Annotated in this window: 14 protein-coding genes; 8 read left to right on the top strand and 6 right to left on the bottom strand. The window is 38.2% G+C overall.

From position 1 onward, the window contains the following. Positions 1–30: 30 nt before the first annotated feature. Positions 31–594, top strand: coding sequence for a hypothetical protein (locus tag KO513_RS07750; RefSeq protein WP_215912927.1), 564 nt, complete (start codon positions 31–33; stop codon positions 592–594). 96 nt (positions 595–690) lie between these two features. Here the strand turns inward: KO513_RS07750 and clpX are convergent, their stop codons facing one another. The 6 genes from clpX to KO513_RS07720 all read right to left on the bottom strand — a co-directional run bounded on the left by clpX (position 691) and on the right by KO513_RS07720 (position 6200). Further along, a complete protein-coding gene (gene clpX / locus KO513_RS07745) occupies positions 691–1926 on the bottom strand; it encodes an ATP-dependent Clp protease ATP-binding subunit ClpX (RefSeq protein WP_215438457.1) in 1236 nt (411 codons plus the stop codon). A gap of 98 nt (positions 1927–2024) precedes the next feature. After that, positions 2025–2705: an ATP-dependent Clp endopeptidase proteolytic subunit ClpP gene (gene clpP / locus KO513_RS07740; protein ID WP_215438456.1), complete on the bottom strand. Its 681-nt coding sequence runs from the start codon at positions 2703–2705 to the stop codon at positions 2025–2027. 103 nt (positions 2706–2808) lie between these two features. Next, positions 2809–4131, bottom strand: a complete 1323-nt coding sequence (tig, locus tag KO513_RS07735) for a trigger factor (RefSeq protein ID WP_215438455.1) — start codon at positions 4129–4131, stop codon at positions 2809–2811. Between the two features lie 96 nt (positions 4132–4227). Further along, on the bottom strand, positions 4228–4578 hold the full coding sequence (locus KO513_RS07730; protein ID WP_215438454.1) for a phage holin family protein: 351 nt from the start codon (positions 4576–4578) through the stop codon (positions 4228–4230). Positions 4579–4713: 135 nt separating this feature from the next. Next, positions 4714–5487, bottom strand: coding sequence for an alpha/beta fold hydrolase (locus KO513_RS07725; RefSeq protein WP_215912926.1), 774 nt, complete (start codon positions 5485–5487; stop codon positions 4714–4716). Then, a complete protein-coding gene (locus KO513_RS07720) occupies positions 5484–6200 on the bottom strand; it encodes a pyridoxine 5'-phosphate synthase (RefSeq protein ID WP_215912925.1) in 717 nt (238 codons plus the stop codon). Before KO513_RS07720 ends, KO513_RS07725 begins: the two co-directional genes overlap by 4 nt. Positions 6201–6272: 72 nt before the next feature. Here KO513_RS07720 and KO513_RS07715 point away from each other — a divergent pair, with 72 nt between their 5' ends. The 7 genes from KO513_RS07715 (at position 6273) to KO513_RS07685 (ending at position 13845) form a co-directional block, all read left to right on the top strand. Next, positions 6273–6950 (top strand): CBS domain-containing protein, encoded by a 678-nt coding sequence (locus KO513_RS07715; protein ID WP_317195431.1) that lies wholly within the window; start codon positions 6273–6275, stop codon positions 6948–6950. A 106-nt stretch (positions 6951–7056) separates the two neighbouring features. After that, positions 7057–7938, top strand: a complete 882-nt coding sequence (locus KO513_RS07710) for an NAD kinase (protein ID WP_215912924.1) — start codon at positions 7057–7059, stop codon at positions 7936–7938. Positions 7939–8039: 101 nt separating this feature from the next. Then, positions 8040–8738 carry a DUF6089 family protein gene (locus KO513_RS07705; RefSeq protein WP_215438450.1) on the top strand — a complete coding sequence of 233 codons (699 nt, stop codon included), beginning with the start codon at positions 8040–8042 and terminating at the stop codon, positions 8736–8738. A 175-nt stretch (positions 8739–8913) separates the two neighbouring features. Continuing rightward, positions 8914–9654: an isoprenyl transferase gene (locus KO513_RS07700; RefSeq protein WP_215912923.1), complete on the top strand. Its 741-nt coding sequence runs from the start codon at positions 8914–8916 to the stop codon at positions 9652–9654. A gap of 4 nt (positions 9655–9658) precedes the next feature. Beyond that, positions 9659–12283, top strand: a complete 2625-nt coding sequence (locus KO513_RS07695) for a BamA/OMP85 family outer membrane protein (protein WP_215912922.1) — start codon at positions 9659–9661, stop codon at positions 12281–12283. Positions 12284–12374: 91 nt separating this feature from the next. Then, positions 12375–13193 carry an OmpH family outer membrane protein gene (locus tag KO513_RS07690; RefSeq protein WP_215912921.1) on the top strand — a complete coding sequence of 273 codons (819 nt, stop codon included), beginning with the start codon at positions 12375–12377 and terminating at the stop codon, positions 13191–13193. A 142-nt stretch (positions 13194–13335) separates the two neighbouring features. Further along, positions 13336–13845, top strand: coding sequence for an OmpH family outer membrane protein (locus tag KO513_RS07685; RefSeq protein ID WP_215438446.1), 510 nt, complete (start codon positions 13336–13338; stop codon positions 13843–13845). Positions 13846–13887: the final 42 nt, after the last annotated feature.

Genomic DNA, 13887 nt, shown 5'->3' with positions numbered 1-13887 from the left:
CTAACCTAAAGGCAAATTAAATTTAATATTATGGCAGAAAGACTTGTAATCATATCCGACATGTGGGGAGCTAAAAAGGGGCTCTGGATTACTTCATACCTAGGATATCTTCAGCAGCATTTTAATATTACTTTTTATGATTGCCAGCAATTGGGAAATATAGATGTTAAAGTAAACTCAGAGGAGAATATTCATCAAGCTTTCGTTAATGGAGGTATAGAAACGGCAGTAGCACATCTTCTAAAAAAAGAAAAAGAACCGGCACACTACCTTTGTTTTAGTATTGGAGGAGCTATAGCTTGGAAAGCTGCGCTTTCCGGTTTGGCTATGAAATCATTATACGCGGTCTCTTCTACCAGGGTACGCTCGGAAGTAGAAAAACCAGAAGTACCAATGAGACTTTTATTTGGCGATGCCGATGTGTATAGGCCCAAAGCTTCTTGGTACAAAGAAGTTGGAGTAGAAGGAGAGCTTGTAAAAGGGTTTAGCCATAATATGTACACTGATGAAAAGATAATCAAAAAGGTTTGTCTTGACTTGCTGAATACGGCTACGCAGGTTTCAGGAAAAACGAATAAGCAAAAAGTGATATAAAGAGTAAAGAGGTTTTAAACTAACACTCAAGAAAATAAAAAAAAGCGGAATCAAAAATATTTTGATTCCGCTTTTTGTTGCTTTATAACCAGAGGTTTAAGAAACTGCTTTCAGTTTTTTAATGGTCTCGTAAGATAATTTATTTTCGGCGTAAGGCTTAGTAACTTTAAATTCCGTTTCATCGTTACTAGGCATTTCAAACATAGCATCGGTAAAAATAGCCTCGCACAACGATCTAAGACCCCTCGCGCCCAATTTGTACTCAATAGCTTTTTGAACAATGTAATCCAAGGCTTGGTCCGTAATGGAAAAAGTAATATCATCCATAGCGAACAGCTTTTCATACTGTTTGATTATCGCATTTTTAGGTTCTGTAAGAATAGCTCTTAAGGTCTTCTCATCCAACGGATTCATATGTGTAAGTACCGGAAGTCTTCCTATAATCTCAGGAATTAGGCCAAACTCTTTTAAATCTTTTGGAATTATATATTGAAGAATGTTCTCCAAATCCAAGGCGTCATCACTTTTAGCTGCGCTATATCCTATGGCCTGCATGTTCAGCCTTTTGGTAATGGCGCGTTCAATTCCGTCAAAAGCACCACCTGCTATAAAGAGAATGTTTTCGGTATTTACCTCAATAAACTTTTGGTCCGGATGTTTTCTTCCTCCTTTTGGCGGAACATTTACAACCGTACCTTCAAGTAATTTAAGTAAGCCTTGCTGAACCCCTTCTCCGGATACATCTCGGGTAATGGACGGGTTATCACTTTTACGCGCTATTTTATCAATTTCATCAATAAAAACAATACCGCGCTCCGCTTTTTCCAAATTGTAATCTGCGGCCTGTAATAATCGGGTAAGGATACTTTCTACATCTTCTCCAACATAACCAGCCTCCGTCAAAACGGTAGCATCTACAATGGCCAAAGGAACATTTAGCATCTTTGCAATGGTCTTTGCGATAAGGGTTTTTCCCGTACCTGTTTGACCCACCATTATAATGTTACTTTTCTGAATCTCTATGTCGTCTTCCTTTGACTTGGGCTGCAAAAGCCTTTTGTAGTGATTGTAAACGGCAACGGACATTACTTTTTTGGTACGCTCTTGACCAATAACGTAAGTGTCTAAAAATGATTTAATATCAATAGGTTTCTTCAGGGTAAGTTCTGAAGAAAGGTCATTAGTTTTGGTCTGTCTTGATTCTTCGGTAACAATACCATGGGCTTGCTCTATACATCGATCGCATATGTGTGCATCAAGACCTGCAATCAAAAGATTGGTCTCAGGCTTTTTTCTGCCACAAAAGGAACATTCTAAATTTTCTTTAGCCATATTAAAGTGTACTTTCTTTGAAAAATAAACGCAAATAAATGCGTTTTGGTTCATCGTTTTACTCGAAAAACCAATTAGTTATGAGCATTTGGTCGAAATTATTCTTTCCCCCTTACCAAAATTTCATCAATCATACCATAGGACTTAGCTTCCTCGGCTTTCATCCAATAATCACGGTCACTATCTTCGTTGACCTTGTCTATGGTCTGGCCTGAATGCTTGGCTATGATTTCGTATAATTCTGATTTTAGCTTCAAGATTTCACGTGCGGTAATTTCAATATCGCTTGCTTGGCCCTGAGCACCGCCCATAGGTTGGTGAATCATTACTCTAGAGTGGGTTAAACCACTTCGTTTGCCTTTTTCACCTGCACAAAGAAGCACCGCGCCCATTGAGGCGGCCATTCCGGTACAAATGGTGGCAACGTCCGGAGCAATGAACTGCATAGTGTCATAGATTCCTAGGCCGGCATACACGCTTCCACCTGGTGAGTTAATGTAAATCTGAATATCTTTTTGTGCATCCGTACTGGCCAAAAACAATAATTGTGCCTGTACAATGTTTGCTACCTGATCATTAATACCGGTTCCCAAGAAGATGATACGGTCCATCATTAATCTTGAAAATACGTCCATGGCAACGGCGTTCATTTGACGTTCTTCAATAATGTTGGGGGTAAGACCAACGGGATACATGCTCGTTAAGATCGAATCGTAATAGGTACTGCTAATACCTTGGTGATTTATAGCGTAGTTCTTGAATTCTTTTCCGTAATCCATATTTTTCTGTTCGATGTTTAAGTACCCTGGGGCATGAAATAAAAAAAGGTGCCGAAAATCACATTTTCGGCACCGTAAAGATACTTATAATTTTTTGGAAATATTACCCGTATACTTCCTTCACAAAGTTTTCGTAAGTAACCTCTTTGGTCTTAAGGTTTACTTTCTCTTTGTAAAGGGTAAGTAATTTTTGGCTCATTAGTTGTTCGGACAGACGCTTAACTTCGTCTTGGTTGCCCAATACACGAGCAGCTATATTATCCAATTCTTCTTCTTGAGGGTTTAATTGGCCAAATTGTGCCATTTGAGATTTAATGAAACCTTTGGCAAATTCTTTCAACTCGTCAAACTGAAGTTCAATATTGTTATCTTTAATGACCTTACCTTCAATTAGCTGGTAACGAAGTCCTTTTTCGGATTTTTCATATTCCTCATTGGCTTCTTCTTCCGTTAACGGGTTTTCACCGGTCATCTGAATCCACTTGGTCAAGAACTCTGTTGGAAGTTCAAATTTGGTGTTTTCTATAAAATATTCAGTAATGTCATTCAGTAACTTCTGATCGGACTGTTGCTCAAATTGTTTTTCTGAATCGTCCTTGATACGTTGTTTCAAGTCTTTTTCAGATTTAACTTCGCCTTCACCAAAAAGTTTATCAAAAAGCTCCTGGTCCAAAGCAGCAGGCTCTCTTTCATTAATTTCCTCAATGGTAAAAGTAGCTTCAACATCTAAGTCTGCAGCTTTATCTTGAGAAACACCAAAAACACTGGAAAGCAAGTAGTCTTCTTTAAAAAGACCTTTAGATTTTAGTGTAACCACATCGCCTACTTTTTTGCCTTTTAAAGCGTCCAAAGCTTTTTTGCTCTTGATTTTGTCAAGTTCTAAAGTGGCTTTATTGTCAATTTCCGCTTCCTCGTTTTTGAAAGTACCGGTTACTTCGTTGTTTTTTTCAACGGCATCTTTGCTGATAAGTTTTCCGTATTGTTTTTGAATACGTTCTACTTGCTCGTTTACCATTTTATCATCGGCAACGATTTTATAGTGGGTGATAGGTTTCTTTGTTTTTAAAGGAACCTCAAACTCAGGAGCTAGACCTAACTCAAATTCAAAAGCCAATTCTTCATTGTCCCAGTCAAAATTATCTTGTTGCTTAGGAAGTGGGTTGCCAAGAACATCTAATTTTTCTTCGGTAAGATATTTGTTAAGGTTATCTTGAAGAAGTTTGTTTACTTCGTCTACCAAAACGGCCTTTCCGTATTGCTTTTTTATTAGCCCCATTGGTACGTGGCCTTTTCTAAAACCAGGTACATTGGCCTGCTTTCTATAGTCACTTAGAATACTGTCTACCTTTTCTTGGTAATCTTCTTTGGTGATGGCCACTTTAACGACGGCATTTAGATCGTCGATCTGCTCTTTTGTAATATTCATCTAAATCTTCTTTTTTGTTTCCATAAAATGGGATGCAAAAGTACTACAATTAATGTACCCTAGCAAGTTTTTAAATCGTTGAGATTCAAACAATCGTTACGATTTTTTATCCTCTTTCAAAAGAGAAAACAATATAGATTGAAGAAAGGATAATAATAGGCTGAAAATTATGGCCCATAAAATACCGTCTACGTTAAAGCCATCTATGAGATTGTCTGCTAGAAAAATAATTATTGCATTGATTATGAGTAGGAACAGACCTAGCGTTAGTACAGTAACCGGCAGTGTAAGTATCACTAAAATAGGTTTTACTATAAAATTTAAAAGGCTGAGTACGATGGCTACTATAACCGCTGTCATATAACTGTCTACGGAGACGTGTGGTAATATTTTTGAAAGTATAACTACAGCAAGAGCACTTAGGAGAACACGTAAAATGAGTTTCATAATTGAAAGGTGTTTTTTAGTTAGGGGCAAATAATTATGCCACCCTTAAAGATAAAGAAAAGATTTTGTTGTTTTTAGTATTGCGTACGGTCCTCTCTAGACGTCTTTGTTAAGAAAAATAGTTTTAAGGCGTGGTTATGACTTTAAGAACCGAATAGATTTTTCAAAAAACTGTTTTGGGTTTTCCGCATGTAGCCAATGGCCCGCGTTATCTATGGTTTGTAATTCAGAATTTGAAAAATGTGTTTCAATAACTTCAAGATCGCTTTGCATTATATATTCCGACCGGTCTCCGCGAAGAAAAAGGGTTGGGCCGTCATAAGAGTCGGTAGTGCCTATGTTCTCACCAATTTCGTTCATTTTCTCACTTAGGACCTTCAGGTTGAATCTAAAACCTAATTGTCCTTTTTCCACCCAGTAAAGGTTCTTGAGCAAGAATTGTCTTGTTCCAAAATCCGTAATGTATTTCCCGAGTTCGGAATCGGCCTCGTTTCTTGATGAAATGGTGCTTAGGTCTATAGCGTTCAATCCATCAATAATGGGTTGATGGTGCGGCGGGTAGAATTTAGGCCCAATATCTGCAACAATCATTTTGCTTACGAGATTAGGGTAGTTGCAAGCAAATTGCATAGCGGTCTTACCACCCATGGAATGGCCAATGATCATGGCATTTTCCAATTGATTGGTTTCCATATAGGTTTTGAGGTCTTCGCTAAGAAGGTCGTAGTCAAAATCATTGGACCAAAAACTTTTGCCATGGTTCCGCTGATCAATGAGGTGTACCTCAAAACCTTCTTTAGCATACTGGTTGCCTAGTGTTTTCCAGTTATCGGACATTCCTAGGAACCCATGCAGAATCAATAGGGGAGTGCCGGTTCCTAATATTTTGGAGTGTAGGGTTTCGGTCATTTTAATTTGTTCAGGTACATATTTACAACGTTCTCCAAGCCAAGGTAAAGCGACTCGCAGATTAGGGCATGCCCTATAGAGACTTCCAATAAATGCGGTACATTTTCCTTAAAGTACTTTATATTGTCCAAGCTTAGGTCGTGTCCGGCATTGATGCCTAAGTTACATTGCTGTGCAACTTTGGCAGCTTCGGTAAACGGACTCACCCCTTGGCTATGATTTCCTTTGGCGTACTGTTCCGCGTAACTTTCTGTATACAGCTCAATACGGTCCGTACCGGTTTTGGCAGCTGCTTCAACCATTTTGGCATCGGCATCAACAAAAATAGAGGTTCTGATTCCTGCATCCTTAAAAGTTTGGATAACGTCTATTAAAAAAGCTTGGTGTTTAACAGTGTCCCATCCTGCATTAGAGGTAATGGCGTCTACGGCGTCCGGTACAAGTGTAACTTGTGTAGGGCGTACTTCCAAAACTAGGTCTACGAATTGTCCAATAGGATTTCCTTCTATGTTATATTCCGTGGTGACCAAGTTTTTTAGGTCTCGGGCATCTTGGTAACGAATGTGTCTTTCGTCAGGCCTAGGGTGTATGGTAATACCCTCGGCGCCAAAAGACTCTATATCCGCTGCGGTTTTTAATAAATCCGGCATATTGCCACCCCTGGCGTTTCTTAGAGTTGCAATCTTGTTTATGTTTACGCTTAGTTTTGTCATTTGCCGATAGAATTAACCATTTGGTACAAAAATACAAATTAGGCATACCTTTTGATATTTTTAATTAGTATTTTGCGTTTAGTAGAAAGAGTTATGCATATTCAAGACCACATAGTAACGAACATTCCGTCCTATAAAATAGGGGATTCACTATTAGAGATAATCACCTTTTTTAAGGATACCACGTACTCGCACGTTGCAGTTACCGAGAACGGGGCTTATCTTGGTGTGTTAAGTGAAAATGACCTAGAAAATTTTGATACCAACAAAAAGGTAGAGCAATATCGTTATGATTTGGAGACCTTTTTTGTTCGGAAAGAAACCAGTTGGTTAGATGTTTTGGAGGTTTTTGCTAGAAATGAGGCCAATCTTGTACCTATAATTGATGAAAAAGGTAGAATTGATGGTTATTATGACCTTACGGATATAGTAAGCGTTTTTATAGACACCCCGTTTTTTACGGAACCAGGTGGTATTATAGTTGTGGCCAAGGGTATTAAGGATTACTCGTTTAGTGAAATTGCACAAATTGTTGAAAGTAATAACACCAAGTTGATAGGCGGCTTTATTACCGATTCTAAGAATGATGTTGTGCAGATAACTATTAAAATTGCCTCTTCAAATTTAAACGACATTCTGCAGACATTCCGCCGTTATAACTACAATGTGTTGTTCGGGAATACAGATGACCAGTTCTTGGAAGATTTAAAGGAACGGTCCGATTATCTGGATAAATATCTCAACGTATAGAATTTCTTGCGATTATCTTTGAAAAGGGTAATTAGTCAAGGGTACAATCCTTATTTTTGTCGCATAAGGTCAAAAAGGCCTTGGTAATAAAGATAAAAATTAAGGGATGAAAGTTGCTATTTACAGTCAAATGTATCAAGAGGACACCTTGCAATATGTAATGGAGTTGCTTGATGAGTTTGAAAAAGCGCGTGCCGTAATAGCCATTGAAAAGGAATTTCACGATTTTCTCTCCGAAAAACATGCATCAGATGGGTATCAGGTATTCACGGATACTGAAGGGTTAGACGGTTCTTTTGATATGTTCGTTAGTTTTGGTGGTGACGGTACTATTTTAAGGGCAACTACATTTGTAAGGGATTTGGGAATACCCATTGTTGGGGTAAACACGGGCCGTCTCGGTTTTCTTTCTACGTTTAGCAAGGAGGAAGTGCGTAAAGTAGTGCAAGAATTTAACAAGGGTGCTTATACTGTTGTAGAACGTAGTTTGGTTGAAGTTGATAATGGGGATGAGATTTCGGAATTGAACGAACTGTATTTTGCTTTGAACGAGATTACGGTAAGTAGAAAGGATACTACTTCTATGATTACGGTTGAAACCTATTTGAACAATGAATACCTTACGTCTTATTGGGCAGATGGGCTTATTATTTCTACGCCCACGGGTTCTACAGGGTATTCTTTAAGTTGTGGCGGGCCGGTCATTGAACCTACAGCAAAATCTTTGGTACTTACCCCAATTGCACCGCATAACCTAAATGCTAGGCCGTTGGTTATTTCAGATGATACACAAATAAGGTTAAAGGTTTCGGGAAGGGAAGATAACCATCTTATTTCGCTGGATTCTAGAATAGCATCTGTGGAGAATGGAAAGGAAATTCGTATAAAAAAAGCCGGCTTCACAATTAAAATGATAGAATATACATCGGAGAGCTTTTTAAAAACACTTCGGAATAAACTATTGTGGGGGGAAGATCGGCGTAATTGAATCTTGAGCGGGCAATAAAAAACCGCAAATCCTGTTTATCATGTGAGAACATTAATATAATAGTTGGGTGCAATTGTTATATTCGCAAACTAATACTATTTATGAAGCAATTCATTATCATAGTCTTGCTGTGCACTTTTGGAAGTGTAGGGGCTCAAACCTATGAAGCCGGTATTTTTGCCGGAGGCGCCAATGCCATTGGAGATGTAGGCCGGACTAATTATATTTTACCTTCGGATATTGCCCTTGGGGGTATTTTTAAATGGAATATAGCTAAGCGGTATGCATGGCGTGCCAGTGTAATCTACGGTAAATTTACGGCAGATGATACTAAGTCTAACGATCCTTCTAGACAGCAGAGAGGATACGTTATGGATAATTCTTTATTAGAAGCTTCTGCCGGTCTGGAATTTAACTTTGTAGAGTATAACTTGCATAGGTTAGGGCCTGCATTTACACCATATTTATATACCGGCCTTACCTATTTTAGATATGACTATAACTATTTTGATGCCGGTCAGTTTTTAGATGTCTCTCAAAGAGATGGTTCCTTTGCTATTCCAATGACCGTTGGGGCAAAGATTCGTTTAAACCAGTTCCTTATTTTAGGTGCGGAAATAGGTGCCCGTTATACTTTTACGGATAATCTAGATGGTAGTAATCCAGAAAAACTTAATGTTAGCCGTCAATTGAACGACCTTAGGTTCGGGAACGTTTTTAGTGATGACTGGTACGTGTTCTCTGGTTTTACCTTAACCTATACCTTTGGTAGAAAGCCATGTATGGAGTGTTTTGAATAGTTTAAACTCAGGTAACACGGCATTTTTCCTTTCTTCATTAGGTCTTTACTATGTATAATTCAAATTTATAGGCTATTTTTGCCGTGCGCTCAAAAAAAACATCATTTTGTGAACTGGAAAATGAAATTTACTCCGGATAAATGAATGTGTATTAGAGTGGTATGATCAATTCCTTATGGTTAATCTAGAAGAATTAGACGAAAATAAAATGCCCAGCCACCTCGCCATAATTATGGACGGAAATGGTAGGTGGGCTAAAAAGCAGGGTAAACTTCGTGTGTTTGGGCATGAAAATGGAGTTAAGACGGTGCGAGCCACAGTTGAGAACTGCGTTAAGCTCAAGCTTAAGTATCTAACCTTGTATACCTTTTCTACTGAGAATTGGAAAAGACCCAAGATTGAAATTGATACTTTAATGAAGCTTTTAGTGTCTTCGCTAAAGAGAGAGCTAAAGACTTTTTCTGAGAACAACATTAGATTAAATGCTATTGGGGATATTGAGTCTTTACCTAAAAAAGCCAATAAGGAGCTAAAAGAGGTCATGGAAAAAACGAGGGAAAATACAGGAATGACCCTTACTTTGGCTTTAAGTTATGGTGCACGGGAAGAGCTGAAAAGTGCAGTAAAACAAATAAGTGCCAAAGTTAAAAATAATATAATTTCAATTGAAAACATTGACGAAACCATTATTAATAACCATCTTTACACGCATGATTTGCCAGATGTAGATTTGCTTATCCGTACTAGTGGTGAGCATCGTATCAGCAATTTTTTGTTGTGGCAAATCGCCTATGCGGAATTATATTTCGTAGATGTATTTTGGCCCGATTTTAGTAGTCAACATTTGGCAGAAGCCATAAAAAGTTATCAGAACAGAGAACGAAGATTTGGAAAAACCAGCGAACAACTCAATTAGCGATATGAAAAGGTTCATATCCTTCGAACCTTTTATTACACTCCTATTAATTTTTGCAACCACATTTTGCGCCGCACAAGAGCTTTCTTTTGAGGACGGTAAAAAATACATTTTAGGTGGGTTAGAGGTTACTGGGCTGCAAAGTTATAACGAGCAGACCGTAAAAACGTACACCGGCTTACGTGTGGGGCAACCTATTACGCTCCCAGGAGAGGAAATTAGCGGAATTATCAATAAACTCTGGGGCCTTGAGCTTTTTAAAAATATCGATTTCTATATAACTAATATAGAAGGGGATAAGGTTTTTCTTGAATTGAATATTATTGAGAGACCAACTCTTTCAGGGGTTACTATAAATGGAGTTAAACCTAGAAAGGTTGATGATCTTCTTAAGGATACCGATCTAAAAAAGGGTAAGAAAATTACCGAGAGTTTAATTGCCAATACCAAGAATTACCTTGACAATAAGTATAAAAAACAAGGTTTTCTGAATGCCAAAACTTCCATTATTGTTGCAAAGGATACTTCTGAGACCAATGCCCAGAAAATGGTCATTAATATCAATAAGGGAGATAAGGTAAAAATCAAAAAGATGATTTTTGAGGGTAACGAGCAGTTGTCCGATAAAAAACTTAAAGGTGCTTTTAAGAAAACAAAAGAAAAACGTTTCTGGCGTTTCTGGAAGAAATCCAAGTTTATAGAAGAGGATTATGAGAATGATTTGGAACTGTTGTCCGATAAGTACGCAGAGAACGGTTATCGTGATGCCCGTATCATTTCCGACTCTTTAATCAAGGTAGATGAAAACAATATCATCTTAAAGTATCAAATAGAAGAGGGTAATAAATATTACTTTGGAGATATTGATTTTGTGGGTAACAGTGTGTATACAGACCGTCAATTGGCCGCGGTTTTAGGTATCAAAAAAGGAGATACCTACAATGGGGTTTTATTAAGGGAACGTATTGCAGATGATTCTAAACCGGAGCCTAATGATGTTACCAGTTTGTACCAGAATAACGGGTATTTATTTTCAAGTATTAATCCGGTGGAGGTTTCTGCAGAGAATGATACCATTAATTTTGAAATACGTGTTATAGAAGGTAAAGAGACCTTTCTTAACCATATAGATGTGGTTGGTAACGATCGTACAAACGATCACGTAATCTATCGTGAATTAAGAACGCGTCCAGGCCAGAAATACAATAAAAGTGATATTATCCGTACCATTCGCGAACTTCAGCAGCTAGGATATTTTGATGCGGAACAAATTAAGCCGGACATTCTTAACCCTAATCCAAACGAGGGTACGGTAGATATTAAGTACAACTTGGTAGAATCCGGTTCCAGTCAGATAGAATTACAAGGTGGTTACGGCGGCGGTGGCTTTATAGGTACATTGGGGCTTTCCTTTAATAACTTTTCTATAAAAAATATATTTAAGGGGGAGGAGTATAAACCGGTTCCTATGGGAGACGGACAGACTTTTGCCATGCGGGTACAGGCCAGTAGAACCTTTAGGGTGTACAGTCTAAACTTTGCGGAGCCTTGGTTAGGAGGTAGAAAACCCGTTCAATTTAGTTTAAACCTTTCTAGAACGCAGCAATTTGGGGTAGATTACAATAATTCCTCCAGAAGTAGAATAGAGGTTGATAAAAATCGTGGTTTTGCTATAACGGGTATATCTGCAGGTTTGGCTAAGCGTGTGCAATGGCCTGATGATTATTTTACTATATCTCACTCGTTAAGTTACCAATTGTATGAATTCAATAACTATGATATAGGATTGTTCAATTTTGGAAACGGAAAATCTAATTCTTTTGCCTATACTTTGGGAATTTCAAGAAATGCCACCGCTGGTGGGCGTATTTTCCCGAGAGGAGGTTCTAATTTTGAAGTTACGGCCAAATTTACGCCTCCTTACTCCCTCTTTAGCAATAAAGACTTTGAGTCCTTACGTGATCGTAGTGAAGAGTTGTCCCAATTAGAAGCTGATCGTAGACTTCTGGGCCAAACCTTAACAGCTTCGGAAAATGCAGAGTTAGAGGATATCGATCAACAACGCTTTAGATGGTTGGAGTACTATAAAGTAAAGTTTAAAGGAGACTGGTATACTACTTTGGTAGGTGATTTGGTTATGCGTACCAATGCAGAGTTCGGTTTCTTGGGCAACTATAACAATGATGTAGGAGATGTTCCTTTTGAGCGTTTCTTTGTAGGTGGTGATGGCCTTGGTAACTTTACTTTAGATGGAAGAGATGTAGTACAGTTAAGAGGGTATGAGAACCAATCCTTAACGCCTATTGACCCTCTTACAGGCCAGCAAGAAGGTGGTTTGGTTTACAATAAATTCTCTCTAGAACTACGTTATCCGTTAACTTTAAAACCTTCAGCTTCCATTTATATGCTTGCATTTATGGAAGGAGGTAACGCCTTCAACAATTTTCAGGAATTTAATCCGTTTCAAATAAAACGATCGGCCGGAGTGGGGCTGCGCATTTTCATGCCGGCATTCGGGTTGTTAGGTATTGATTTTGGTTACGGGTTTGATGAAGACCTTAGACCACAGTCTATCGGAAACGGACCTAGTGGACTTCAAACACACTTCATTATCGGCCAGCAGTTTTAATTTAAAGAATCGGTCACTATGCTAAATCACTCATTTTAAAAGTTTTAGTAATTTTGGCACGATATTTTCTATTGGATAAAACGATAAAGAAATGAAAACAAAATCAAACGTTCTTTTTGTATTGGTACTTACCTTGTGTTCTGCCTATACTTTTGCTCAGCGTGGTGTACGTATTGCTTACGTAGATATGGAATATATCTTGGAGAACGTAGAGGAGTACAGAGATGCCAATAAGCAATTAGCGGATAAGGTCCAGAAATGGAAGATAGATATAGAGCAAAAGCAAAGTCAGCTAGAGGCGGTAAAAAAAGACCTAATGGCGGAAAGGGTGCTCTTAACAGATGAGTTAATTGCAGAACGTGAAGAAGATATCCAGATTCTTGAAAAAGAGATGGTAGAGTATCAGCAAGACCGTTTTGGCCCTCAGGGCGACTTGGTTTTGCAAAAAAAACGCTTAATCCAGCCTATACAAGATCAGGTTTTTAATGAAGTACAGAAAATAGGTGCCAACAAGAAGTATGATTTTATTTTTGATAAATCTGCCGATGTGGTTATGTTGTACTCAGAAAATAGGCATGATATTAGTGATTTGGTGCTAAGAGGCATTTCTAGAACACGTAAGATAAGTAAGCCTAAAAAGGATAGTAGAAGTAAGTTTGATGACGAAGAGGCCGAAGAAGAGATGAGCGATGCGCTTAAAGAACGAAAAGAAAATGCCGAAAAGGCGCAACAAGAAAGAGAGAAAACAGCAGAAGAGAAACGTGCAGAGCAGTTAAAGCTAAGAGAAGAGCGTAAAAAAGCGTATGAAGCACGCAGAAAAAAGTTGTTGGAAGAACGGGAAGCAAAGAGAAAAGAAAAGTTAGAAGAACGCCAAGGAAGCGGGCAAGATGACGAAGAAACTGAAGAGTAAGACGGTTTACTGAACAAAGTCTCGCAATCATCTGCTAAATAGACATAATTTTAATACATTGCGGCGATTTGCTTAGCAAATGTGAAACGAGAAATATACATTAACCAGAAATTAACACTCAATTATTTTAACTAGAATTATCATGAAACACTTAAAGAAAATAGCAGTAGCCTTAGTATTGTTTGTAGCCACTACAAGTTTTGTTAACGCACAGAGCAAAGTAGCACATATTGATGTTACCCAATTATTAAGTGCAATGCCGGAGATGAAAAGTGCAGAAGCAGAGCTTAAAAAATTGTCTGAGACTTATAATGCGGATATAGAAAGTTCAATGACCGAGTTTCAGAACAAAGCTACTTTGTACCAAAATGAGGCGCCTTCTAAATCAAAAGAAGAGAACGAAAAAAGAGCAATAGAGCTTCAAGGAGTTCAAAAGAATATTGGTGAAGCGCAACAAGCTGCACAGAGAGAACTTCAAAAGAAGCAAGGAGAACTTTTTGCTCCTATCTCCGATAAGGCTAAAGCTGCAATTGAAAAAGTAGCTGCAGCTCAAGGTTTTGATTACGTAATTGATGCACAAGCCGGTGGAGGTTTGATCGTAGCTAAGGGTAAAGACCTTTTGGCAGACGTAAAGAAAGAGTTGGGTATATAATATATTCAAACGCTCAAACAAAAAATGCCCGCTGTTACAGCG

Source organism: Zobellia sp. B3R18, assembly GCF_018860715.1.
GTDB classification, from domain to species: domain Bacteria; phylum Bacteroidota; class Bacteroidia; order Flavobacteriales; family Flavobacteriaceae; genus Zobellia; species Zobellia russellii.
This window is presented reverse-complemented; position numbering and strand designations above follow the sequence as displayed.